22 protein-coding genes and 1 pseudogene are annotated in these 25,664 nt (G+C 33.6%); 13 read left to right on the top strand and 10 right to left on the bottom strand.

Translation table 11 applies throughout. From position 1 onward, the window contains the following. The first annotated feature begins 127 nt into the window (after nucleotides 1-127). Nucleotides 128-565: a YMGG-like glycine zipper-containing protein gene (locus BKM63_RS03870; RefSeq protein ID WP_071635321.1), complete on the top strand. Its 438-nt coding sequence runs from the start codon at nucleotides 128-130 to the stop codon at nucleotides 563-565. A gap of 61 nt (nucleotides 566-626) precedes the next feature. On the opposite strand, the pseudogene BKM63_RS03865 reads toward BKM63_RS03870, so the two are convergent. Together BKM63_RS03865 and BKM63_RS03860 are read right to left on the bottom strand one after the other, a co-directional pair. Next, a pseudogene (locus BKM63_RS03865) lies at nucleotides 627-2,438 on the bottom strand (hypothetical protein). Nucleotides 2,439-2,620: 182 nt separating this feature from the next. Then, nucleotides 2,621-4,177: a hypothetical protein gene (locus BKM63_RS03860; RefSeq protein ID WP_071635320.1), complete on the bottom strand. Its 1,557-nt coding sequence runs from the start codon at nucleotides 4,175-4,177 to the stop codon at nucleotides 2,621-2,623. A gap of 117 nt (nucleotides 4,178-4,294) precedes the next feature. On the opposite strand from BKM63_RS03860, the gene BKM63_RS03855 reads away from it, so the two are divergent. Then, complete coding sequence (locus BKM63_RS03855) at nucleotides 4,295-6,682, top strand: penicillin acylase family protein (RefSeq protein WP_071635319.1); 2,388 nt, start codon at nucleotides 4,295-4,297, stop codon at nucleotides 6,680-6,682. A gap of 174 nt (nucleotides 6,683-6,856) precedes the next feature. Here the strand turns inward: BKM63_RS03855 and BKM63_RS03850 are convergent, their stop codons facing one another. The 5 genes from BKM63_RS03850 to BKM63_RS03830 form a co-directional block, all read right to left on the bottom strand. Further along, complete coding sequence (locus tag BKM63_RS03850) at nucleotides 6,857-7,306, bottom strand: hypothetical protein (protein ID WP_071635318.1); 450 nt, start codon at nucleotides 7,304-7,306, stop codon at nucleotides 6,857-6,859. A 149-nt stretch (nucleotides 7,307-7,455) separates the two neighbouring features. Continuing rightward, nucleotides 7,456-8,916, bottom strand: coding sequence for a serine hydrolase domain-containing protein (locus BKM63_RS03845; protein WP_071635317.1), 1,461 nt, complete (start codon nucleotides 8,914-8,916; stop codon nucleotides 7,456-7,458). A 213-nt stretch (nucleotides 8,917-9,129) separates the two neighbouring features. Next, on the bottom strand, nucleotides 9,130-9,597 hold the full coding sequence (locus BKM63_RS03840) for a nuclear transport factor 2 family protein (protein ID WP_242661091.1): 468 nt from the start codon (nucleotides 9,595-9,597) through the stop codon (nucleotides 9,130-9,132). 42 nt (nucleotides 9,598-9,639) lie between these two features. Continuing rightward, entirely contained in the window at nucleotides 9,640-11,148 is a 1,509-nt protein-coding gene (locus tag BKM63_RS03835) for a serine hydrolase (RefSeq protein WP_071635315.1), read from the bottom strand. Between the two features lie 71 nt (nucleotides 11,149-11,219). Beyond that, the gene (locus tag BKM63_RS03830) at nucleotides 11,220-12,014 is read right to left on the bottom strand and encodes a helix-turn-helix domain-containing protein (protein WP_071635314.1); all 795 of its coding nucleotides are present in this window, start codon (nucleotides 12,012-12,014) and stop codon (nucleotides 11,220-11,222) included. Nucleotides 12,015-12,378: 364 nt separating this feature from the next. On the opposite strand from BKM63_RS03830, the gene BKM63_RS03825 reads away from it, so the two are divergent. Then, nucleotides 12,379-13,722 (top strand): FAD-dependent oxidoreductase, encoded by a 1,344-nt coding sequence (locus BKM63_RS03825; protein WP_071635313.1) that lies wholly within the window; start codon nucleotides 12,379-12,381, stop codon nucleotides 13,720-13,722. Nucleotides 13,723-13,888: 166 nt separating this feature from the next. On the opposite strand, the gene BKM63_RS03820 is transcribed toward BKM63_RS03825, so the two are convergent. Then, on the bottom strand, nucleotides 13,889-15,406 hold the full coding sequence (locus BKM63_RS03820) for a helicase HerA-like domain-containing protein (RefSeq protein WP_071635312.1): 1,518 nt from the start codon (nucleotides 15,404-15,406) through the stop codon (nucleotides 13,889-13,891). A gap of 379 nt (nucleotides 15,407-15,785) precedes the next feature. Here BKM63_RS03820 and BKM63_RS03815 point away from each other — a divergent pair, with 379 nt between their 5' ends. From BKM63_RS03815 to BKM63_RS03780, 8 genes are all read left to right on the top strand, one after another. Beyond that, entirely contained in the window at nucleotides 15,786-16,610 is an 825-nt protein-coding gene (locus BKM63_RS03815; protein WP_071635311.1) for a MotA/TolQ/ExbB proton channel family protein, read from the top strand. A 58-nt stretch (nucleotides 16,611-16,668) separates the two neighbouring features. Further along, nucleotides 16,669-17,295 carry an ExbD/TolR family protein gene (locus BKM63_RS03810; RefSeq protein ID WP_071635310.1) on the top strand — a complete coding sequence of 209 codons (627 nt, stop codon included), beginning with the start codon at nucleotides 16,669-16,671 and terminating at the stop codon, nucleotides 17,293-17,295. A 19-nt stretch (nucleotides 17,296-17,314) separates the two neighbouring features. Next, nucleotides 17,315-17,872 (top strand): ExbD/TolR family protein, encoded by a 558-nt coding sequence (locus BKM63_RS03805; RefSeq protein ID WP_071635309.1) that lies wholly within the window; start codon nucleotides 17,315-17,317, stop codon nucleotides 17,870-17,872. A 37-nt stretch (nucleotides 17,873-17,909) separates the two neighbouring features. After that, nucleotides 17,910-18,710, top strand: coding sequence for an energy transducer TonB (locus tag BKM63_RS03800; protein ID WP_071635308.1), 801 nt, complete (start codon nucleotides 17,910-17,912; stop codon nucleotides 18,708-18,710). Further along, complete coding sequence (locus tag BKM63_RS23825; RefSeq protein WP_071635307.1) at nucleotides 18,710-18,940, top strand: hypothetical protein; 231 nt, start codon at nucleotides 18,710-18,712, stop codon at nucleotides 18,938-18,940. The genes BKM63_RS03800 and BKM63_RS23825 overlap by 1 nt, the downstream gene beginning before the upstream one ends. A 2-nt stretch (nucleotides 18,941-18,942) precedes the next feature. Continuing rightward, entirely contained in the window at nucleotides 18,943-19,866 is a 924-nt protein-coding gene (locus BKM63_RS03790) for a PstS family phosphate ABC transporter substrate-binding protein (RefSeq protein WP_071635306.1), read from the top strand. A gap of 17 nt (nucleotides 19,867-19,883) precedes the next feature. Beyond that, nucleotides 19,884-21,551 (top strand): tetratricopeptide repeat protein, encoded by a 1,668-nt coding sequence (locus BKM63_RS03785; protein ID WP_071635305.1) that lies wholly within the window; start codon nucleotides 19,884-19,886, stop codon nucleotides 21,549-21,551. A 102-nt stretch (nucleotides 21,552-21,653) separates the two neighbouring features. Further along, nucleotides 21,654-22,286 (top strand): 7-carboxy-7-deazaguanine synthase QueE, encoded by a 633-nt coding sequence (locus BKM63_RS03780; protein ID WP_071635304.1) that lies wholly within the window; start codon nucleotides 21,654-21,656, stop codon nucleotides 22,284-22,286. An 80-nt stretch (nucleotides 22,287-22,366) separates the two neighbouring features. Here the strand turns inward: BKM63_RS03780 and BKM63_RS03775 are convergent, their stop codons facing one another. After that, nucleotides 22,367-22,912 (bottom strand): YfiT family bacillithiol transferase, encoded by a 546-nt coding sequence (locus tag BKM63_RS03775; RefSeq protein WP_071635303.1) that lies wholly within the window; start codon nucleotides 22,910-22,912, stop codon nucleotides 22,367-22,369. 21 nt (nucleotides 22,913-22,933) lie between these two features. Then, nucleotides 22,934-23,641 (bottom strand): class I SAM-dependent methyltransferase, encoded by a 708-nt coding sequence (locus BKM63_RS03770; RefSeq protein WP_071635302.1) that lies wholly within the window; start codon nucleotides 23,639-23,641, stop codon nucleotides 22,934-22,936. A gap of 74 nt (nucleotides 23,642-23,715) precedes the next feature. Here BKM63_RS03770 and BKM63_RS03765 point away from each other — a divergent pair, with 74 nt between their 5' ends. Together BKM63_RS03765 and BKM63_RS03760 are read left to right on the top strand one after the other, a co-directional pair. Beyond that, nucleotides 23,716-24,210, top strand: a complete 495-nt coding sequence (locus BKM63_RS03765; protein ID WP_071635301.1) for a YkgJ family cysteine cluster protein — start codon at nucleotides 23,716-23,718, stop codon at nucleotides 24,208-24,210. A 99-nt stretch (nucleotides 24,211-24,309) separates the two neighbouring features. Beyond that, nucleotides 24,310-25,545 (top strand): ABC transporter permease, encoded by a 1,236-nt coding sequence (locus tag BKM63_RS03760; RefSeq protein WP_071635300.1) that lies wholly within the window; start codon nucleotides 24,310-24,312, stop codon nucleotides 25,543-25,545. Nucleotides 25,546-25,664: the final 119 nt, after the last annotated feature.

The following is a 25,664-nucleotide window of genomic DNA, read 5'->3' as shown; positions in this document are numbered from 1 at the left end:
AAACAAATCAGCGGGAAATCGGCAAACTAATTTCTTTTAATTTTATAAACTTTCTCAAAAATTCTGTAATAATCATTATAGCAGATATTCCGTATTTTGTAGTGTATAATTTTTAAAAACTACAATCATGAAAGGCTTATATATATTATTAGCGGCAATACTTTTAACTTCTTGTCAAAATCAAAGTAAAGAGGATATAAACAAAGCCAAACAAGCCAGTATTGATTCAATGAAAGTTGAAATTAACAAACAGCGTGTTATAGATTCGATGAAGACTGAAATGGCAAAGATAAAAGAAGAACAAAAAGTTGAATCTCAAAAAGAAAAAGTTGTTGTAGTACACCAGCAGGCAAACGGAAATACTGCCACAACAACCACAACTACTAAGAAAAAAGGATGGAGTGCAACTGCTAAAGGTGCTGTAATTGGTGCCGGAGTTGGAGCTGCAACCGGAGCAATCGTCAGTAAGAAAAAAGGCGAAGGTGCAATTATTGGTGGTTTAGCAGGAGCCGCGCTAGGAACTGGAACAGGAGCTGTTATTGACAGCAAAAAGAAAAAAGAATAGATTTTATTTTAACCTCTATAATAAAGAGCGCCGATTTAGATTTTCTAAATCGGCGTTTGTTTTATACTAATTGGATAACCGGAATCTGAATCGCATTTAATTCGGATTTATAAAACTCAAATTGATTTTTAATCTTTTCTTCTTCAGTTTTAAAATAAAAACTTGAGGATAAAAGATTTTGATAATAATCAATTCCGTCTAAAATATTAGCTTTAAAAGAATTCCATTTTTTAAGCTGGTTAGCGGTTATTTCTCCTGAAATGGATTCGATTTCATTTCTGAACTAATCAACATACATTTTTAATTCTTTCACAAATAAATTAGGACGCTCATTGGTTCTCAAAACAGTTTTTCCCTGATAAATATGCTGTACCATTTCTTTCAAGGAAACTTCGTGGTCAAAATAAGCCATATTGGGTCCCGGGCAAATTACAACACCTTGAGCCTGGCCTTTTATTTTAATATCATTTTCAAGATATGAAGCATTTGCCAAACCTACGCACAAACAAGATTTTTCGGTTATCTTAATTTTACTTTTTTCAAATGCTTCGGCAGATAAAGTATCTTTTGCGTTTTCAAGCTCTGCCAGTTTAATATCCTGATATTTTTTTGAAGCCGTACAAATTCCATGAGGATCGTATTCTTTGCTTAAAGCTAAAAATTTCTTTGGGCAGGAGCTTCCGGCTTTGTTTTCCTGAATTCGTTTTTGCTTTAATATTTCGTTTGTTGTGCCGCGCAAAGTATTAAACGGAACTCCCAAAGGCGAAATATGGCTTAAATACAAATCTTCTTCTTTAGCATTCATCAATAATTTTCTCGTTTCCTGATCTACAGAAGTAGCTTCGGGAACCAATAAAAACGGCGATCCCCAGCCAACAGAATCTACATTGTATTTGTCTAATAAAAATTCATGTTCTTCTGCAGTTCCAACACCGCCCTGAACTGTAATTTTTAATTCTAAAGGCTTATCTGGATAAACTTGATTCTTGAGCTGTAAAGCTTTAATCATTAAGTCGTGGGCAGATTGTACCAGTTGTTCTTTTTTCTGCTTAAATTCTTCTAAAATCGTGCCCAATAAGAGTCCATCCGTAGCAAAAGCGTGACCGCCGCAGTTTAATCCGGATTCAATTCGGTATTCAGAAACCCAAAGCCCTTTTTTAGCAAGGAAATTTCCCTGAATCATAGCTGATCGAAAATCACTAACTTTTAAGATAATTTTCTTTTTCAGTTCGTTGTTTTCGTTTGGAAAAAAATCTTTAAAATTTTCAAAATAGCTGTACAATCTTGGGTTCATTCCGGCAGAAAGTACAACAGACGATTCTAAATTACTGTTTGCAAAACCTCTTAAAGCAGCGTGTGCATCGTTAAATTCAATTGGAAGCTGTTCGTTTTTAATAAAATTATCTTTATCTAGTTTGGTCATGATATTTACATCAATATCTCCTGGAAAAAGATGTGTTTCGATATAATTCTGAATGTTTTCTTTAACGGCAATTCCGTCATCCAGTAAATTTTGAAATCCTTTTTTTATATCAGAAGTATTAGGAAGCATCGACATAAAATTTTCCAGAGCCGTTTTGCTTTCTGCTAATTCAGTCTTAAAATTTTCAAATTTTTCTTTTACAATCTTGTCAACTAAATTTAGGTAAGAAGTAATTCTTTCTGCGCGATAATCGTGAAATTTTTGAGTGATTTCTTCGTAAGGAATATTGAATTTAGTGCTGTAAAAATTACGCATCTTTTCAATTAAATCATCATCGGCGATAGAAACAACAGACGAAATCCCATATTGCGCCACTCGTATTGGGCTGTCAATCGTATACGCAAGACCCATTACAGGAATATGAAAAGTGTGTAAAGGTTTTTTTGTCATTTGTTTTCAAATTAAAATAGAGACAAATGAAAACAAAAAACTTTTTTTAAAACCTGATAATTGTCAGTTTTCAAATTGGCAACGCATTTAATTGGGAATGTTCGCCACTAATTACACTAATTTTTTCTCTAACAGATTAAAAAATGAATTCGTGAAAATTGATGTAATTCGTGGCAAAAAAGCTATATCAAAATCTTCTTCAAAGATTCTGCAATGCTTCGCCATAAAAAGTTGTAGAATGATTTTTCCTGAATCCTTTCCAGTTCTACGTCGGCAGTTTTGGGTTTGTCTTTTGAATCGTCTTTAACGAGTAAATTAACAATTGCCGATTTTAGTTTGGCTTCTTTTTCAGGATGTTTCTTTTTGAATAATTTTACTTTTAAATCGTCATAGTCCAAAGATGCATTTCCTTTTGAAATATTATCATTTCCGTAGAAATTAAATCGGTATTTATTGAAAACTCCCGTAAACGAAGCGTTCATATATGGTTTGCTGAACTGCCCCATGGCTCTTACATCAAAATTTGAAATGACACCCTGAATGTGAAAACTGTCTTTTTTATCCAGAACATTAAAACTCCAATCAACATCAAGAGGTGAAGTTTTCATGAAAATACATTTTACTTTAATTTTTACGTCATCGGTTTTTTTCAAGCCAAAACCACTGCGGAGATTTGTAGCGCGCAAATTGAATTTATCAAAATTTAAAACTCCCGGCCCTTTAGAGAAATCAATTTCTTCTTCATAAACCAATTTCGATTTTAGAACCTGCAGCGTGTCAATTTGAAGTGGAAATTTAATGTTTCGCAATAAATGATTGTAAAGATATTTTTTGCTTAAATCGTCTTTTGGCATTTTACCGCGATAAATATTTGCATCAAAATGATTCATTACAACCGAATTTGCCTTAAAGAAAAAACGGTCATTTTTAAATCCCCAATCCATTTTTTCAATGCTGGCCGAATCTAATTTTAAGGTGTAAATATCTTTTTCTTTGTCTAATTTAGAAATAAAATCTTTTCGGCTGAATTGCGGGAGATAAGAGAAATTATTGATTTTCAGAAAGTTTTTTTCGGTGCTTATTTTGCCAATATTAATGTGGTAAAACGGACTGGCACGATAAAAAAGACTGTCACAAACTAATGCATATTTCTCATAACGAAGCGGAATTTTTTCGTTTAATGTGGTGTCGGTTATTAAAATACCTTCGAGTTTTAGTATGATTTTTTTAACGCTCAGAATAGGTTTGTTACTGTCTAATGAAACCACATCGACAGATCCGTCGTTTAGATAAATATTCGAAACGGCAACAATTTTACGAAAAGGCTCGATGATTTCATTTTTAATGCTTTTACTGTTATTTAAAAGTTTTTCGCCTTTTTTGTATAAAATTACGCGTGGTTTATTGATGATGATACTTTCGGCCTGAATAATGTCGCGAAAAGCCAGATCCCAAATATTGAAATGTTTAATTGTAATAGATTCAATTTTGGAAAAAAGACCATTTTTACTGTCTTTCGGCTGGTTTTTAGGACTTACTAATAAGGTTTGGGCGTAGATATTTCGAGAAAAAAGAGCTACCTCAATTTTTTCGTAATTAATGTTGTAAGGAGTTGTGTTTTTGTCATTAATAATAATCGGAAGCTGTTTTTTGATCCAGTAATTAAGACCAATATTGGCAAAAATCACAAGTAAGAAAAGGGAAATTACACCGATTGCTATTTTTTTATATACTGACATTTATAGGATTGATTTTAAATACATAAATTTAGGCTTTTAAAAAGAAGGATTGTTACATTATTCTTCTTTTTGATTACATCATTTTACAAACCTTTGTTGTTATACTTTTTGCAAAATATGAGAAGATTTAAAAAATTTCTGCTGGTTTTATTAGTGCTTATAGTTGTAATTGGAATAGGTTTATGTGCCTATATTTTTCATTTGAAGCCAAAATATGAAGGTGAATTGCAATTGAAAAATCTCCAAAAAGAAACCACCGTTTATTTTGATGAATTTGGAGTTCCTCATATTTATGCCAATTCTGAGAAAGATGCCATGACGGCGCTTGGTTATGTTCACGCTCAGGAAAGATTATGGCAGATGGAATTGCTCCGCAGAATTGCGCCGGGGAGATTGTCAGAAATATTCGGATCGGTTGCGCTTAAAAATGATAAGTTTTTTGCCGGAATTGGTATTGAAGAAGCTTCTGCAAAGGCCATTGCCAAGTTAGATAAAAACAGTCCGAGTTACCAATTAACATTAGCTTACTTAGACGGGATTAATCAATATTTAGAAGAAGGAACAACGCCAATTGAATTTACGCTTGTTGGTGTGAAAAAAGAGAAATTCACAGTAAAAGACGTTTACAATATCTTTGGATATATGTCTTTTAGTTTTGCAATGGCTCAAAAAACGGATCCTTTATTAACTGATATTCGCAATAAATACGGATCAGCTTATTTAAAAGATTTAGGAATTGAAGGGGAGTTTAATACCACACAGATTAAAAGTTCAAAAGAAAACATTGAAGATTATACAACTGTTTCAAAATCGATTACGGCATTGTTAGACAAATCACCGATTCCGCCTTTTATTGGGAGTAACAGCTGGGTTGCGGGACCGCACAAAACCAAAAGCGGAAAAGTGATTTTTGCCAATGATCCGCATATTGGATTTTCGCAGCCGGCAACTTGGTACGAAGCGCATTTGGTAACTCCTGAACATGAATTGTATGGCTGTTATCTGGCCGGAACTCCGTTTCCGTTACTGGCGCACAATCGGGATTATGCTTATGGGTTAACGATGTTTGAAAATGATGACATCGATTTTTATCAGGAAAAAAATAAAGCTGATAATTCGAGCGAATATCAAACGCCAGATGGTTTTGCAAAGTATGAGATCAGAAAAAAGACTATTAAAGTAAAAGATACTTCAGATGTTGTTTTGACAATTAAGTCAACTCGACATGGACCTATTATGAACGATTTACTGGAGCGTTTAGACCGCAAAAATCCAATTGCAATGTCCTGGATCTATACGCAGCAGCCTATTCAGATTTTAGATGCGGTTTACGGACTTTCGCATGCCAAAAGTAAGGATGATTTTAAAAAATCGGTTCAGTTGGTGGCCGCTCCGGGGCTCAATGTAATGTACGGAGATGCCAAAGGAAATGTAGCTTGGTGGGCAACCGGAAAATTGTACAAACACAATCAAGGGGTAAATACGCATTTAATCTTAGACGGATCAAGCGGAAAAGATGATATTGTCGAATATCTGGATTTTTCCAAAAATCCATCAGCTGAAAATCCAGAATGGGGTTATGTATATTCAGCGAATAATCAGCCGGAAGCGATTGATGGTTACTTGTATCCGGGATATTATCTTCCGGAAGACCGCGCCAAAAGAATCTCAGGTTTAATGGATGCAAAATCAGATTGGGATAAAGAAGCGATCAGTAAAATGATTTATGATAATACTTCTGATGTTGCGGTGGAAACAGTTCAGAATCTAATTTCGAATATTGACCTTAATTCTATTTCAAAAGAAGAAAAGGAAGCCGTAACTATTTTAAAATCCTGGAAAGGAACCACAAATTTAGAAGATGTAGCGCCAACTATTTATAACAAATGGGTTTATCTCTATTTAAAAAATACTTTTGAAGACGAAATGGGCGAGGACAATTTTAATTTGTTCTTAGGAATTTCTGTTGGGAAACAAGTAATCGCTAATCAAATTAAAAATGAAAATTCAGTTTGGTGGGATAATATCAAAACCAAAAATGTAAAAGAAACCAGAAAAGATATCGTTGCGAAATCATTTCACGAAACTGTTACATCGCTTCAAAAACAATTAGGAAATGCAGTCGCCGATTGGAAATGGGGAGAAGTTCATACTGTTGAACACGAACATCCGCTGGGAAAAGTGGCGGCGCTTCGCGGTTTATTTAACGTGGGGCCTTTTGCTTCTCCGGGATCAAATGAAGTAATTAATAATTTATTTTTCGGTTTAACCAATGACGGAAAGTATTATGTAAAAGGTGGTCCGTCGACCAGAAGAATTGTTGATTTTTCTGATATTGAAAACAGCTGGAGTATTCTTCCAACCGGACAATCCGGAAACCCGTTCAGCAAACATTACAGCGATCAGGCCGAAATGTACAACGCCGGGAAATTCAGAAAAATGAAATTAAATAAAGACGAGATTATAAAAACATCAACTAAACTGGTTTTGAAACCGAAGAGATAATTTTGTTTCAAGTTTCAAGTTTCAAGTTTCAAGTTTCAGGTTTCAAGTTTCAGGTTTCAGGTGTCAGGTTGATCTTTGTCAAAGTTTTAAACTTTGACAAAGATATTAGGAACTAAAAAGAAAACCTTTGCTACTCTGTTACTTTGTCCCTTTGCAACTTTCTCAAAAGCTTAATTACTTAGAAACATACTTTCCCTTCACAATATCACTAGCAAAAATGCTCAGATTATTGATAAGGACTTTATTATTGGTCATCACATTTATAGTTTGATAGGCTGTATCTTTTTCGTATGCTTTAAGCAAAGTTTCCAGTTCGACTTCATCAAATACAACAAAACTATTGTAAATCGCATCTCTGAAATTTTTGTAATTGATACTTTCTGTAATTTCCATTGCCTTTTGCTCGTTCCAGCCTTCTTTTGCAGAAGCTTCGTTTATTTTAGACAAGCAAAAATCAATTACATAATTTTTGTAATGTGTGGCTTCGACAATTTTGTCAATTATAATACGGTTTTGCTGTGAAGGCATTGCCGGAGGCGGGGTATTTGTTTGAGATAAACAGGTGGAGGAAATAAACAAGCATAAAAATACAGCCGCAAAGCCGTGTTTCTTAAAATTTTTCATAGGTTAAATTGTTATTTTGGGCAGGGCTAAAATAATATTTTTAATCCTAAATCATAAAATTTGAATGTTAGAAATTGTAACAAAAAACTCCGATAGAATAGACTTCAAATCTATTTTATCGGAGTTAAATTTTAAGAAGTTTGTTTAATTTATTTTGTCTTGTTTTTTGAAATTTCTTCTAAAACCTTTTTACCACTTTCGTTTTTCGGATCCAGTTCAACTGATTTGGTATAGTTTGCAATGGCCAGTTTTTTATCACCATCGGCTAAATAAGCTTCTCCTAAACTGTCGTAAACATTTCCGGATTTTGGAAAAGCTTCAGCATTAATTTTAAAAATTTCGATTGCTTCTTTCTTTTTGCCGCTTTGCAATAATTGATATCCAACTTGGTTCATGTCATTTTCTTTGATGCCATAAGTGGGATCGTTTTTTAGCTTTTTGTAAGTATCAAGCCCGGCAGCAGTACCTTTAGCAGAGAAAACATCTAATAAATCAAGAGCCAGTGATTTCTTAGGCTGAGTGAACGGCTGATTGTATAAAATAGCACGAATAGCAGCATTCATTTCGCCTAAAACAGTTCCTCCAGTATTGTTAAGCAAAACGATCAGGTTTTTATCTGCAGGAATACGTGAAATAATAGTATTAAAACCATTAATACCGCCTCCATGTTCTACGACATTTAATTTACTTTTTTCCCCATTTGGAACTTCATAAGTTGACCATCCGTATCCATAAAATCCTTCCCATGCTTTTATGTAGGGTTTAAACAAAGATTCCATTGATTTTTCTGAAAGCAGTTTATTGGTGTAAAGTGCCTGATCCCATAAGTATAAATCTTCGACAGTAGAATATAAAGATCCCGCGGCATACGGAATACTCATGTCTAAATAAGCGGCATTAGTAATTACTTTGCCCTGTTTTTCATAACCTGCAGCTCTGTTTTTTAAAATAATATTGCTGTGATCGTAACCGGAATTGGTCATTTTTAAAGGCGTAAAAATAATTTCCTGCAAATTTTGTTCGTATGTTTTGCCTGAAATTTTTTCAATAATATAACCCAATAAAAAATAACCGGAATTGCTGTAACTAAATTTTTCTCCCGGTGTAAATTCAAGAGGAAGACTTGAAAACGTTTTTACAAAAACTTCCGGAGTATAAGGATTTCGGGCTTTGTCTTTAAAAAAGTTTGGTGCAGAGGTATAATTCGGAATTCCAGATGTATGCGTTAATAAATTATGAATTGTGATTTTGCTGCCATTTTCTTTAGGATAATCAGGCAGATATGTAGTAATGGGAACATCGAGTTTTATTTTTCCATCTTCAGCCAGTTTTACAATTAAAAGTGCGGTGAATTGTTTACTGATAGAACCTAATCTGAATTTTGTATCAGGTTGATTTGGGATATCCCATTCCATATTGGCAGAACCGAAACCTTTCTTGAAGATTACTTTTCCATTTTCGGATACTAAGGCCGAACCATTAAATTGTCCGTATTCATTGTATTTGGTCAAAAGCTCTTCGATTTGTTTTGCTTTATCCTGTGCAAAAATATTTGCTGTAAAAAGAAACAGCAATGCACTTACTGCAATTAGTTTGATTGATTTTTTCATGATTAATGATAATGGTTGAAGATTAATAAATGATTCGTTTTGATTGATGATTGAAACTGCTAACAATTAGATATTCAGTATTTTGAATCAAAATTACGATTTTTTCACCCCGAATTGATCTCTCTTGATAAAATGTAAGACGATTGATTTGGAATTTGGTTTCAACATTTATCATTTTTTTTCAAAATAAAACGAATCCGAGCATAAACTAAGCTACTTTTTATAAGGTCTATGCTCGTAACTAACAATTCGTTTTAACTTCCATTCATTACCTTTTCTTTCCCAGATATGAACAAATTTTCCTGTTCCTTTTGGAACATCATTAACATAAAAGGTATGTTCTCCTAATTGTACAGCTCCAAAATCGCCTAATTTATCAATTGTACAGGAATTTAATTTTCGGGTTAATTTTTCTTGTCTCTCGCATTTTGAAATCAGCGATTTGATTTCATTGGCTTGCGATATGTTCAATCCGGAGCGGTCGTCGTAAAATTCAATATCTTCTGAAATTATTTTTTTAAAGAGAGCGGCGTCACATTGATTGAATGCAACATCAAAAAGTAAACTGTCCATTTTGATGATTTCGGATTTTAAAAGATCCATTTTTAAAACTTCCGAATTTGTTTGTGCGATTGTTTCTCTTTTTAAAAATAGCATAAAGAGAACTAGTATATTGATCATTTTTGGCATGACTATATTTTTATAAGGTTTTATTACGTCTCATTATTTGGTTTCAATCTCAACTATTTTTCGTCCATTCTCTCCCAGATAATGCACCACTATATTTTCGTAAATTTTATAACCATCGTCAACATTGGTAAAAATGACTAAACCTTGTTTTGTTTTTGGCAGTAAAATAAAAATGGTCTGTACGCCTTTGTCAGCACCACCGTGTGATAAAGCAAAATTGCCATTTCCTAAGTCATAGATTTCAAAACCCAAACCAAAGTATTTGTCTTTTTTAGTGGTTACCTGATGCGAATTCATATCATCAAATACTTTTTTGCTTAAGCTGTCGCCATTCATTACACTGCATAAAAAATTGCTGTAATCTTCAACAGTCGTCAGCAGGTCATCGGCGGCATTTGCGGTTTTGTTTTTTGCAGGTTCATAAGAATTTCCTTTGTTATCGTAATTTATGGCATATCTCGTAAGATCTGTTTTATCGTTCCAGATGAGTTGAGAATTACTCATTTTTAAAGGTTCGAAAACCAATTCAGCAGTTAGTTGATCTAAAGTTTTGTGGAATTTTTTCTCCAATGCTTTTCGCAGATATTCGAAACCTTCGCCAGAATATTGGTATTTAGTTCCGGGTTTAAACTTAAAATCGAGTTTTCCGGATTCGTTCATGGACCTCCAATTGGGGAAACCCGTTTGGTGACTTAAAACAATTCTTGTTGTCAGTGATTTTAAATTCGGGTCTTTTGCAATATCAGGATCGGTCCAGTATTTATATAGCGGTTCGTCTAAATCCCATTTTCCGGAACTCACTAATTTCAAAACCGTTATAGCAGTTACAGGTTTTGTTAGTGAAGCAACATTCCAAATCGTATTGTAGGGTGCTGTAATGCCTTTTTTAAGTTCACCAAAAACTTTAATCTGTTTTAACTTTCCATCGTTAATAATACCAATTCCTAAAGCCGGAATTTTGTTTTCTTTGAGCCATTTTTCGGTTTCCTGATCGTTGTCAAAAAGATTCCCTTTGCCCGCAGTAGAACTCGTCATTTGATGGTTGTAGCTAAGTGATCTGGCTAGTTTCCAATCTTTGTTTTTTAGCAGCCAAAGATGTGTAAATTTGGCAAAACTTCCCGCTTGCTCTGCAGTATTGGCTGTGCTTTCATAAAAACGATGTACTCCCATTTGTATCGCACCATATACAACACCATTTTTATATAGCGGATAAATCTCGGTACTTCCGTCAATTAGTTCACGACGATAATTGTATTTTCTTGTTGGAGAACAAATGCCGCTTTTAAAGGTTTTTAAAAACCGGGCTTTATCCGAAATACTGTCTTTGTCATGATAAAACTCAAAATCCCCGGTATAAAGATTTTCAAATTGTTTTACGTCGCAGGTATTAAAGCCAATATTAAAAAGAAGACTGTCTTTTGACATAATGGTTTTGTATAAAACCGAATTCTTTTCTTCCTGAGAAAACCCAAATTGGATTTGAAAGAGTAACAGTCCAACTAAAAGAACTTTTAATTGGAAAAAAGTGTGATTGATTTTCATTTTGATTGATGATGATTGATTCTGCAATAATACAGTAATCAAAACTTCAAAAATTGTACAAATGCGAAAACTTATCTTTTTTGAGAAAGAAAATACGATTTTGGATCAAACATTTTGGGAGTTGTTTTGGTCACATCTTTGAACTTTTTTATGAAATGCGACTGATCGAAGTATTTATTGTAAAGTGCAACATCAGTCAGTTTTAGTTTCTCTAAATCAGAATTTACCATTTGGTCGACCGATTTCCTGAATTTCAAAATCTGAATGTATTTTTTAATCGTTAATCCGGTTGCGATTTTAAACTTGATTTGAAGTAATCGCTGCGACGATTTTAAATCAGTACTAATTCGCGAAACCGAAATTTCTTCTTCCTGAATTTTAATGATTTCACAAATCTTTTCAATGACATTTTTATCTGAATGTAAAGTCGCTAATTCTTCAAAATAAATAGTAATTGTATCTAATAAAGTTTCAATCTCAAAGCTGCTTTGAACTTCAAATGGCAATTCTGACGGATTAATTTTAATAATAGAATCAGTAAAATTGCTCAAATCATATTGCGGAAACATCGAAAGTGTCCAGGCATGAAGCTGGATAATACTTACCTTAGTTTTAGGCTGCATGTTAACCAAAACTTTATTGGTCATTTGCGAACAAAAGTAAATGCCTTCGTTCATTTCGTATTTCTTTTTGCTGGTATGAACTTCTATCGCATTTCCAGAAACAATAGCAAGATTAAAACAGCCGTTTGGAAGAACGAGTTTGTTTTCGATCAGGCTTTCGCCGATGCTGTTATCGAGACACCAAATTTTATTGACAAACCTTTCAGCTTTTTGACTTACGTAATGTTCTGAATATAGGTTCATTTGAGGATTTGTTTATGTGGTATTTGTAATCTTTAAATCCAGACTAAAATAAGATTTTTTCTATTACCATATATTTAAATAAACTCCCCAAAATAATCTCGTTTAGTATTTAGCCATTTTTCTAAAACTATGCTGTTACATGAAGGATAGAAAGATATATCCCGATTTAGAAAAACAAGACTTTTCAGCCGTAGTTTTTGCTAATCTGGAATATAATGTATAGCCCGACCCGCATCCCAAGGCTTCGGGATCAGAGGTCATGCCCAAGTAAATATTGGTGTTTAAGGTTAAATATTTGTTGTATTTTAAAGCTTATGTACAATTATTACTTATTTTTACGATCTTATATATTAGATTTTCCCCGATGCAAACTTCACTAAAAATTGCCGTTGTAGGTTCTGGACTTGTAGGATCGCTGTTGGCAATTTATCTTAAAAAAGCAGGTCACACGGTTCATGTTTATGATCGCAGCCCTGATATTCGAAAAATAAATTTCTCAGGCCGTTCTATTAATCTGGCAATGTCAAACCGAGGCTGGAAAGCACTTGACGGAGTTGGAGTAGGCGATGCAGTGCGGGAAATCGCAATTCCAATGGATAAACGCGCCATTCATTTGGTCGATAAACTGAATTTTCAGAATTACGGTCAGGAAGGCGAATCAATTTATTCTATTTCCAGAGGAACGCTAAACAGAAAAATGATTGATTTGGCCGAAAATGCCGGAGCTGAATTTTATTTTGAGCAAAAAATCTGGGATGTAACGCTGAGTGATGCCACTTTGCATATTGGCGAAAGCGAAAGAGGCGAGTGGGAAGAGAGAAAATACGATATGGTTTTTGGTGCTGATGGAGCTTTTTCCAGAATCCGCCACAGGATGCAGCGCCAGAGCATGTTTAATTATTCGCAGGAATTTTTAAATATGGGATATAAAGAGTTGAATATTCCGGCAAATACGGATGCTACACATAAATTAGATAAAAATTCATTTCACATCTGGCCAAGAGGCGAATATATGTTAATTGCGCTTCCTAATCTTGATGGAAGTTTTACTTGTACTTTGTTTATGCCTTTTGAGGGAGAAAACTCTTTTGCATCGCTTACAGATCGTAAAATGGTGGAGGATTTCTTTGAGAAAAATTTCCCCGATTCAATTGAGGTGATTCCCAAACTGGCAGAAGATTTCTTTAAAAATCCAACCAGTACTTTGGTTACCATGAAATGTTTTCCGTGGACATACGAAGATAAAATTGCTTTGATAGGGGATGCCTGTCATGCAATTGTCCCGTTTTACGGACAAGGAATGAATGCCGGTTTTGAAGATATTACGGTTCTGAACGAAATGATTGAGAAGTTTGGAGATGACTGGAAAAAAATCTTCTCTGAATATCAAATTTCACGTAAACCAAATGCAGATGCCATTGCCGAACTTTCATACCGAAATTTCATGGAAATGAGTACCAAAACGGCAGATGAAAAATTCTTACTTCAAAAGAAAATAGAAAAAGTGTTTTCAGATAAACATCCTGATAAATGGATTCCGCTTTACAGCCGCGTTACTTTTAGTGACCGTCCTTATGCCGAGGCTCTGGCAATTGGGGATTTCCAAAACGGAATTATGGAAGAAGTTCTAAAACTAGATAATATCGAGAATATCTGGAACTCACCAGAAGTTGAAAACAGAATTCTGGAGCTGTTGGAAAAAGCATAGTTTTTTAAACCATATGAGTTATATAAGTTAATATAATGCTTTGCGTATAATAATAATAAAACCCGACAGGTTTTTGAAACCTGTCGGGTTTAACATTTAATGTTCCATATAATTCGGTATCTAAATTAAATGAACTTATATCACTTATATGGTTTAAATAAGATTTTTACTTTTTAAAAATTTTGGTTAAAACTCCAAAAACGCCTCTTATAAAGGTAGCACTTGTTACCACTTTTAAAACAGATTTTGTAACTACTTCTGTAGTACTTGGTTCTGATTTTGAAGTTTTTGCCGGTGCCTGCTCTTGTTGTTGAGCAGCAGCTTCATTTGCATCGGCTATTTTTTTAGTTAAAATTTCGAAAGCACTTTCACGGTCAATTTCTTCGCTATACTTCTTAACTAATTTTGATTTATTATTAATTTCATCAATTTCAGATGCTGTTAATATATCCATTCGGCTTTGCGGTGCTCGCATCATTGTAGCTACGAGCGGTGTTGGAACACCTTTTTCGTTTAATGCTGTCACAAGTGCTTCTCCAATTCCCAAACTAGTCAGCAGTTCATCTGTTTTATAATATTGAGAAGTAGGGTAATTATCGGCTGTTTTTTTGATTGCCTGTCTGTCATTTGCCGTAAAAGCTCTTAACGCATGCTGGATTTTTAATCCTAATTGCGCTAAAACCCCGCTCGGAACATCCATTGGATTTTGGGTTACAAAATAAACACCGACACCTTTAGAACGAATTAATTTTACAATCGTTTCAATTTGTTCCAATAAGGCTTTGCTCGCTTCATTAAAAATTAAATGCGCTTCGTCAATAAAAATTACTAATTCAGGTTGTTCGGCATCACCTTTTTCGGGCATTTTTTGATAAATTTCGGCTAAAAGACTTAGCATAAAAGTCGAGAACAATTTTGGTTTATCCTGAATATCCGTCAAGCGGATGATGTTTACATAACCTTTTCCGTTTTCATCAATTCGCATTAAATCATCGGTTTCAAAAGATAATTCACCAAAGAATAAATCACCGCCTTGCTGTTCCAGTTCGATAATTTTTCTGAGAATTGTTCCGGTTGTAGCAGTCGAAATTTTACCATAACTGGCCGAAATTTCATCTTTGCCCTCTTCAGTAATATAATTAATAACTTTTTTAATGTCTTTTAAATCAAGCAGAGGCATTTGCTTGTCATCGCAATACTTAAAGATAACTGCTACAACGCCAGCCTGGGTATCATTTAAATCTAAAATTCTTGAAAATAAAACAGGACCAAATTCTGAAACTGTGGCACGCAGCCTAACCCCGTTTTGTTTAGACAATGACATTAGTTCAACAGGAAATGCGGCTACATTATAAGGTACATTAATTTTAGCATGGCGCTCTGTAATAAAACCCTCTTCCTTACCTTCTTTTGCAATACCGCTAAAGTCACCCTTGATATCCATCATTAAAACTGGAATCCCTGCATTTGATAACTGCTCAGAAAAAACCTGAATTGTTTTTGTTTTTCCTGTTCCGGTAGCACCGGCTATAAGTCCGTGGCGGTTTAATGTTTTTAAAGGAATTTTTAAATGAGCCTCAGCAACTGCTTCTCCATCTAAAATAGCACCACCAAGTATTATCGAATCGCCTTTAGATGAATATCCATTATTTATGTCTTGAATGAAATTGTCCTTTTTATTCATGTTTTATTTGTAATTTAGATGATTATAAGAGTTTTGCTTGTTTTTTTAACATTTTTCACTTCTTTTTTTTAGTAGGAAAATGCCTTTTTTGATTGAAAAATACATAAAAAATAATTTCGCAGCTTTTTAAGAACATTTCAATGGATTGTTTGAATATTTACTAAAACGTTGTAAATTTTTTATTATTCGCCTTTATTTTTGTTTTATCATAAAAATGATGCCGGCAATTTAATGAGATATTTTTTAAATTGACGTTAAATTTCGTTCAATTAAATTAAAAAAAGTTTTTTTATTTAAACTAAACGTATAAATTTGCTCCTCTACAAGTTAAATATAACTAAAAAATAAAAATTATTTAAAACTATTAAAATTAAAAAAAATGGCAAACGTTAAAGTTAAAAAAGAAAGCACTTCAAACGGAGGGGGAATGATTACAGGAATCATTATTGTAGCGTGTATCGTAGTTGGGGTGTTAATTTGGAAATTCGTTATGGGTTCTCCTGCTAACTTCGAAGGAGGAAATCCTGAGACAGGTCACCCAATCAATACCTTAGGTATGGTATATAAAGGAGGGTTCATTGTACCTGCATTATTAGGTATGTTTTTAATGGTTGTTGTTTTTTCAATTGAAAGATTCATTGTTATCGGTAAAGCTGCTGGAAAAGCTAACTTAGATGCATTTATGAAAAATGTACAAGGAAGTATTAAAGAAGGAAACATCGAGGCTGCTATCGCTTCATGTGACAAACAACAAGGTTCAGTTGCAAACGCAATTAAATCTGCTTTGATTAAATATCAAGATGTTAAAAAAGAAGGTTTCAACAGTGAAGAAGCTTCAGAAGTAATCCACAAAGAAATCGAAGAGGCAACTTCATTAGAAATGCCAATGTTAGAAAAAAATATGACTATTATCTCTACTTTAGTATCTTTAGGAACTTTAGGAGGATTATTAGGAACTGTATCAGGTATGATTAAAGCGTTTGGTGCGTTAGCTTCTGCTGGAACTCCAGACCAGGCTGCTCTTGCAACAGGTATCTCTGAGGCACTTATCAACACTGCAACAGGTATCTCTACTTCAGTATTAGCAATTATTTCTTATAACTTCTTTACTGCTAAAATTGACGATTTAACTTACTCTATCGATGAGGCTGGTACTACTATCGTGAATACTTACAGAAGATTCAGAGGAAGTTTAAGACAATAATTAATTTTTGATATATAATAATTAGAATTAATTATATCAAAATAAAAATAAAAAGATAATGGCTAAAATAAAAATGAAAAAGAAGTCAACATCGACAGATATGACTGCCATGTGTGATGTTGCGTTCCTTTTGCTTACGTTCTTTATCTTGACTGCTACTGCTAAGGTGCCTGAGGCGCTTCCTGTAGATATGCCTTCTTCTACTGTTCAAAGTAAATTACCAGATTCAGATTTGGCAATTATTACAATTGGTAAAGGAAAAGACGGGAAAAGCAAAGTGTTTTTCGATATCAAAGGAAGAGAGATTCGTAAAAGAACTCTTGAGGGTATGGGTGCAAAATTCGGTGTGACTTTTTCAGAAGATGATAAAACTAAATTCGCTTTGATGGATGACTTCGGTGTTCCGGTAGCAGAATTGAAAAGTATCATTGGTATGAAAGCGTCTGACAGAGTGAAAGCAGATCAAGGTGGAATTCCAATCGATTCTACAGATAATCAATTGAAAGAATGGTTGTTGGTTTCAAGAAGAGCTGCAATTGACCTTGATGATAAAGAATTGCAAATTGCAATTAAAGGAGATGCTAAAGAACAATATCCACAAATCAAAAAGATTATGGATATTTTACAAGATCAGAAAATCAATTCCTTTAACTTAGTTACTGGTATGAGAGGAAAAGACTTTTAATTAAAAAAGATACACTAAAATGGCTGAATTAAATACCGGCGACGGTGGTGGCGGAAAAGGTGGCAAAGTAAGAAGTAAAAAGCAAAGTTCTAAGGTCGATTTAACGGCAATGGTGGATTTGGCATTCTTATTGATCACATTCTTTATGTTAACCACATCGTTGTCAAAACCTCAATCGATGGATTTGTCATTGCCAGATAAGTCTGATGAAGATAAACCTGAGAATCCAACTAAAGTAGATGAGAATCGTACGATGACTGTGATGCTAGGTGCAGATAATAAGATCGTTTATTATATGGGATTACTTGCTACTCCTATTGCTGGACCTAAAGATATTGCATATGGTAAAGATGGAATTCGAAGAGAGCTGCTTAAGAGAAAGAAAACAGTTTTAGAATATTCTGCCTCATTAGGAAAGCCTAAAAATGGAATCATCGTAATTATTAAGCCAACAAAGAAATCAACTTATCGTAATTTAGTTGATATGTTGGATGAGATGGCTATTACAGGAGTAGATACTTATGCAATTGTTCCTGAGTTTAGTCCTGAGGAAACAAATTTGATCGATAAAAAATAAGAATTATCTTGTTTTAACATCCTAATAATCAAGAAAAATGAAATTAGATATTATAAAAAATCAGTGGCTTGATATCGTATTCGAAGGACGTAATAAGATATATGGTGCATATGAGTTAAGAAAATCGAACGGAAAAACTACGGTAAAAGCACTTATCATAGGTTCGATCATCTTTAGCTTTGCTGTAGCAGCTCCTCTTATTGCAAGCTTTTTACCAGATTCTACTGAAGAAGAGGTAAATAAAGATATTAAGATTGCGACAGTAAAATTACCTCCGAAAAAAGAGGAAATTAAGCCAAACCAACCGCCACCACCACCGCCGCCACCAAAAGTGGATCAGGTGAAGTTCGTGAAACCGGTTGTTGCTAAGGCAAATGAAGTTACCGAAGATCCTCCAAAAATTGAAGAACTTAAAGATAAAAAAGTAGGTTCTGAAACAATCAAAGGAGATCCAGATGCAGTTTTAACTGTTGATGAGCCGGTAGGTAAAGGACCTGTTTCTCAGGTTGTAGAAGAAGATAACAGTGTATATAACACAGCTGGTATCGAAGTAAAACCTGATTTCCCTGGAGGGATGGACAAATTCTACAAATTCGTAGGAAATAATTATAAAACTCCAGAAGAAGAAGGTCTTAAAGGTAAAGTTTACGTTACGTTTGTAGTTGAAAAAGACGGGTCGTTAACTGATATTAAAGTTTTAAGAGATATCGGTTACGGTACAGGAGCAGAAGCAATTCGTGTTCTTAAAAAATGTCCAAAATGGACTCCTGGCGAGCAAAATGGTAAAAAAGTTAGGGTATTATACTCTCTTCCTATTACGATTCAATCTGCAGAGTAATGTTAAGAAATATGCTTAATAATTTTCAGAAGAAATCGCTCAAAGAGCGATTTCTTCTTGTTTTAGGAATACTGTTTTTTTTAATATATCTTGTGCTTGGTTTAATGATTATGTTTTGGGAAAAGCTCCCTTTAGATATGGAACCTAAATATAGATATGCTTTTGGCGGATTGCTAATCGTTTATTCGGCAATACGTTTCTTAAGATTGATTAATTCAAATGCAGAATAATTATGCTAAAATATAGTAAGTTTTTAGGTTTGATTGTTTTTGTTTTTTTGTTTGCCATGTGTAACCAAACAAGCAAGAATAAATCCGACAAAGAAACAATTTTAAAAGGTTCGCTGGATATTACGGTTGATGAAACTGTAAAACCAATTGTGGATGATCAGGTGGCTGTTTTTGAAGGAACTTATTATAGTGCTAAAATTACAGTTAATCCAAAATCGGAAGCAGAATTAATAAATGATTTATTAAATCAGAAAACTAAAGTTGTTATTGCAACCAGAGATTTAACGAAAGAAGAATTGAGCAGGTTTGAAAAAAGTAAAATAAAACCTCGTGTAACCCCTTTTGCAAAAGATGCGATTGCTTTTATTTCGAGCAAGAGCAATAATGACACATTAATTGCGTTGAAAAGTGTAATTGATTTTATGCAGGGCAAACCTGATACGGGGATTAAAGGACTTGTGTTCGATAATCCAAACTCCAGTACAGTTCGATATATGAAAGAACTGGCCAAAGTAAAAAACGTTCCAACACAAAATGTTTATTCTTTCAAAACAAATGACGAAGTAATTAAATTTGTTTCTGAAAATGATGGAATGATTGGTGTAGTTGGAGTAAATTGGTTGTCACAACCATCAACGGAAATGGTGGATATTGTGAAAAAAATAAATATTTTAAGCGTAAAAGGACTAAACAGTGATAAGTATTATAGTCCAACTCAAAATGACCTTGCTGAAGTAAAATACCCTTTGGCACGCGATTTGTTTATTATAAACTGTCAGGGATATAATGGCTTAGGAATGGGCTTTGGTTCATTCATTGCCGGAGAGATCGGACAGCGCATAGTTTTGAAATCGGGTTTACTGCCTGTGAGAACTCCAGGAAGAAAACTTCAAATTAGAAATAAACTTTTAAAAGATAACGAATAAATTAATTACACTAAAAGATGAATAAATTTAAAATTTTCAGTCTTGCCTTAGTTGCTTCGGCCACAGTTGCACAAGCGCAGGATATCAAAGAAGCTAAAAAAGCAATCGATGCTGAACAATTTCAAAAAGCAAAATCACTACTTAAATCAATAATTAAAGCTAAGCCTTCTGATGGAGAAGCTAATTTTGTTTTAGGAAACGTATATTTAAATCAGGCAATTGCTGATTCTGCTAAAATCTATTACACAAATGGATTACAGGCATCAGATAAGAAAAACCTGAACTACATTGGTTTGGGACAATTAGATCTTGATAATAAAAATGCTGCTGCTGCTCAGGCAAATTTTGCCTTAGCTACAAAAGACGTGAAACGTAAAGATGTAGATGAATTTATCTACATTGGTAAAGCTTATACAAATTCAGTAAATCCTGATTATAATAACGCAATTGCCAGTTTGAAAAAAGCATTGTTAATTGAGCCTCAAAACGCAACTGCCCTTTTGGCAATTGGAGATGCTTATTATGGTGCAAACAATCAAAACGAAGCTTACAAATCGTATCGTGATGCTTTTACAGCAGATCCAACTCTTTTGAGAGCTAAAATGCAGTTAGGAGTTTTATTAAAAGGAGCAAAATCTTATGATGAAGCTATTAAATCTTTTAACGAAGTTATCGCTTTGAACCCTAATTATGGCCCAGTTTACAGAGAGTTAGCAGAGACTTACTACAAGTGGGGAAGAAACAAACCTTCTACTGCTAAAGTTAATTTGCAAAATGCAATTACAAACTACGAGAAATACTTAAGTTTAACAGATTACTCTTTAGATTCTAAAATGCGTCATGCAGATTTCTTAATCTTGGTAAAAGATTATAAGAGTTTAGAAACTGTTGCGAACAAAATGATTGCTGAGGATAAAGTAAACCCTAGAATTTTCAGATATTTAGGTTATGCGGCTTATGAAAACGGAAACGTTGATGTAGCTATTAAATCTATTGAGGATTTTGTAAAAGTTCCAACCAATAAAGTAATTGGAAGTGATTATATGTATTTAGGACTTGCGAAAATCAAAAAAGGAACAAATGCTGAAGGTGCTGTAGATCAGGCTTCATTTGATTCTGGTGTTGCTGATATTAAAAAAGCAGTTGAATTAGAGCCATTAGTAGTAGAAGAACTTAATGAAGTTGGAAAAGCTTTATTTGGTAAAAAGCAATTTGCACAGGCAGCTACTATTTTCGAATTTGGAGCTTTAAACAAAGAATCTAAAAATTATTTAGATGATAATGTTTACTACGGTATTTCAGTTTACTATGCAAATGCTAATAAATCTAACGGTGCAGCTGATGCAGCTCAATTAGCTAAAGCAGAAGAAGCTTTTGATAGAATCTTAGTTGCTTCTCCAACGTATGATGAAGCTTACCTATACAAAGGAAGAATCAACAACTTGTTAGAGAAAGATGATTTAATTATCAAAAACTACGAAGAGTATCTTACAAGAACTACAGCTAAAGGTGCTGAAGAATTGGCAAAACCGGCTACTACTAAAAAAGTAATTGAAGCTTACAATAGTATTGGTGCTAGTTATGCGAATACTGATAAAGCAAAAGCGGTTGAGTATTTCAATAAAACTTTAGTTTTAGATCCAACAAACGCTTATGCATCACAATCAGTAAAAGCTTTAAAATAATATAGTTTTAAACTAATTTATATAACCCGATAGTTCAAACCGAACTATCGGGTTTTTTTGTTCCGTATTTAATTGACTATCTTTGCACATTAAATTAGAATAATGTTATCAAAAGAAATACAATTAGAAGTAAATAAAGGAGCGATGCTGCCTTTGATGGAAGAATTTTATACCATTCAGGGAGAAGGTTTTCATACAGGAACTGCTGCTTACTTCATTAGAATTGGAGGCTGTGATGTTGGGTGTCACTGGTGTGATGTGAAAGAGAGCTGGAATGCAGAATTACATCCGCCGACTAATATTGATGTGATTGTGAACAATGCTTCAAGTTATGCCAATACAGTTGTGGTTACTGGCGGGGAACCGCTCACTTGGGATATGACTCTATTGACAAAACAATTAAAGGATAAAAACTTAAAAGTTCATATTGAGACTTCTGGAGCTTATCCATTATCTGGAACTTGGGATTGGATTTGTCTTTCGCCAAAAAAGAACAAACTGCCAACAAAAGATGTTTATGATAATGCACATGAATTAAAAGTGATTATATATAATAAACATGATTTTATTTTTGCAGAAGAACAAGCGGAATTGGTAAATGACAATGCAATTTTATTTTTACAGCCAGAATGGAGTAAAAAAGAAGAAATGACTCCCCTGATAGTCGATTATGTAATGAATAATCCAAAATGGAGGGTTTCACTTCAAACACATAAGTATTTAAATATTCCTTAGATCATAAAAAAAAACTCTCCAAATCTTGGAGAGTTTTTTTTATGTAATAAATATACATTGTGTAAAAAAGAAACAGTCGTTCATTTCCAGTTCTTATTTTTTTTTAAATTAGAAATATGTGCTAAATGATGATTTCCGTGCCAGGCATACATTCCGATTATTTGTTTGATTCTATATTCTGAATTGTTTTCCGGATGAATAAACGATTTTTCTAAATCAGCTTCAGATAAATTTTTCATGATGTAAGATAATCTGAAATGCAATCCATCTAATAAACTTAATGTTGGAGCAATTGGCATTTTTAAACTATCCGGGAGTTCTGACCATAATTTTTCGTCATAAGGTTTTATAATTGGATTGTTTTCAGTTAAAGCCCATTTCAATCTTATGTAACAATTCATGTGGCTTTCGGCGCAATGATGAATTACCTGTCGAACCGTCCATCCATCAGGGCGGTATGGGGTGTCTAATTGTTCGTCGCTTAAACTGATTGCTTCGCTTTTTAATTTTTCTGGAAAAGCAGCGATTTCTTCAATTTTGTTTGAAATGTATTCAAACGAATATTCAGCAGGAGTAATAAACTTGCCTATTGGATATTTTAACTTTTCTAGATCTAATTTTTCCATGATTTTAATTTTTGCTTTGTGCTAAATAGAAAGTCTTGCTAAATAATCATAATGTTCGCCTTCCATAACTAACTCGCATTTTAATCCGTTTGCAATTGCTGCATTTTGAAGCGTATTATAATCGAGGTATAACCAGTCAAAAGTTTCTTCTTTTTCTCCTTTATATGATATAGTAAAAGTAAGTTCTCCGTAATATTCTGTTTCAGAAGGAATCCATTTTCCTCCGTCTTCATCTTCATCAAACATATAAATGATGTCCGAACTGTCAATTAAAATTTGGCCGCCCGGATTTAAAAGCGATTTTAACTTTGATAAGTAGGTGTTGCAGTTTTCTAATTTTCCAAAGATGCCGGTACCATTCATCAGTAAAATTATTGTGTCGAATTTTTCGTCTTCAAAATCTAATATATTTTTTACTAAAGCATTTTTTAGACCGCGAAGTTTACAGGTTTCAATTGCTTTTTCAGAAATATCGATGGCGGTAACATCTAAGTTGCGATCATTTTGTAATGAAAGACTGTGGCTTCCTGCTCCGCATCCTACATCTAAAGTTTTTCCTGCTGCGAGTTGTAAAGCCTTTTGTTCGATTTTTGGCATTTCATTATAAGAACGAAATAAATAAGCAACGCTCATTTCGTCTTCTTCAGAAATTGAAGTTTCGGTAACAATATCTTCGGGCGAATTATTGGTCTGGAAATCGAACATCGCTTTCCCAAAAAGATCTTTCATCGTATTTTAATTCAAAGTTTAAGGTTTCAAGTTCAAAGTTGTTTAATTTTGCAGCTCAACTTTAAATTTTAAACTTGAAACAAATTTTAAATAACTTAAATAAGTTAGCCAAAGATAAGCATATCGAAAACAAAAAGTATTTTGATAAGCTGAAAAAGAAACAGCCAAAAAATTTGGATTATGTTATGCAAGATCTGCATGATGCTGAATTTAAAAAAACGGATTGTTTAAAATGTGCCAATTGCTGTAAAACGACAGGTCCGCTATTTACTTTAGCAGATATTGAGAGAATTTCGAAATCTTTCAGACAAAAACCCCAGCAGTTCATTGATCAGTATCTGCGTATTGATGAGGATAACGATTATGTTTTAAAAAGTGTTCCTTGCACTTTTCTGGATAGTGAAAATTATTGTTTGATTTATGATGTGCGCCCAAAAGCTTGTAGAGAATTTCCGCACACAGATCGCAAGAAATTCCATCAAATTGCCGATTTGACTTTGAAAAATGTTGCCATTTGTCCTGCTGCTTATAATATAGTGGAAGAAATGAAAAAGAAGCTGCCGCTTTAATCATTTGATTGCATTATCACTTTAAGATTATGCATTCATTTTTTAAATGTATTTTTGAATAATCTGAATAGAATATAAATCATAATAAGAAATCCGAAATTGAATTTAGAATACTTTATAGCAAAAAGACTTATCACTGCCAAAGATTACAAAAGCAGCATATCGGCGCCAATAATAAAAATTGCTATTTCGGCAATTGCAATTGGTATAATTATGATGATTGTTTCTGTAGCAACAGGAATAGGTTTGCAGCAAAAAATACGCGAAAAAGTTTCAGCGTTTAATGGTCAGATCATTATTTCGAATTATGACAATAATAATTCTGAGATTACTTTAACCCCAATTTCAAAGAAACAAGATTTTTATCCCAATTTCAAATCGATTCCAGAAGTAAGCCATATTCAGGCTATCGCAAGTAAAGCCGGAATTATTAGGACAGAAAATGCTTTTGAAGGAATTGTTTTTAAAGGGGTAGGAGCAGATTATAACTGGAATAATATAAAAGAATATTTAGTAGAGGGAAAATTACCTGATTTTTCAAAAGCATTAAACGAAGAAGTTATCATATCGCGATTTTTGGCAGATAGGCTAAATTTAAAATTAGGAGATAGTTTTAATACCTTTTTTATAAAAGAAGAACAAGGTAAACTGCCGAACAGCCGTCGATTTAAAATTGCCGGAATTTTTAGTTCGGGATTTCAGGATTTTGATGCTACGTATATAATAGGGGATATTCGCCATATTCAGCGAATCAATAAATGGACACCGGATCAGGTTGGTGCCTTTGAGGTTTTTGTGAAAGACTTCACGGCGATTAAACAAACCGGAAATGAGATTTACGAACAAATCTCTTCAAACCTCGATACGAAAACCATTACCGAGAAATACAGCTATATTTTCGACTGGCTGCAGCTTTTTGATTTTAATATAATTGTTATACTTGCGATCATGATCCTGGTTGCTACAATTAATATGGTTGTAGCATTGCTGGTTCTTATTTTAGAACGTACACAAATGATAGGCATTTTGAAAGCAGTTGGGGCAAATAACTGGATGGTTCGTAAAGTTTTTCTATACAATGCGTTTTATCTAATAATTCGTGGACTGTTTTGGGGTAACTTAATTGGAATTGCTTTATTGTTAATTCAACAGCAATTCGGGATTATCCAACTGAACCCCGAAAACTACTATGTTAATCAGGCGCCAGTATATTTAAATTGGGGATATATAGCATTGTTGAATTTGCTGACTATAACTGTATGTTTCTTGGTGTTGTTGATTCCTTCATATATAATAACCAAAATTTCTCCAGTAAAAGCAATCCGCTTCGATTAATTATAAATAAATCATTTCACAAACCCGACAGGCTTTCAAAACCTGTCGGGTTTGTTCTTTATACATATATAGAAGAGGAAACTGCAGCTTGAATTATAAAAAGTTGTTTTTAGAAGAAA

It is taken from the genome of Flavobacterium johnsoniae, from assembly GCF_001879205.1.
GTDB lineage: Bacteria > Bacteroidota > Bacteroidia > Flavobacteriales > Flavobacteriaceae > Flavobacterium > Flavobacterium johnsoniae_A.
This window is presented reverse-complemented; position numbering and strand designations above follow the sequence as displayed.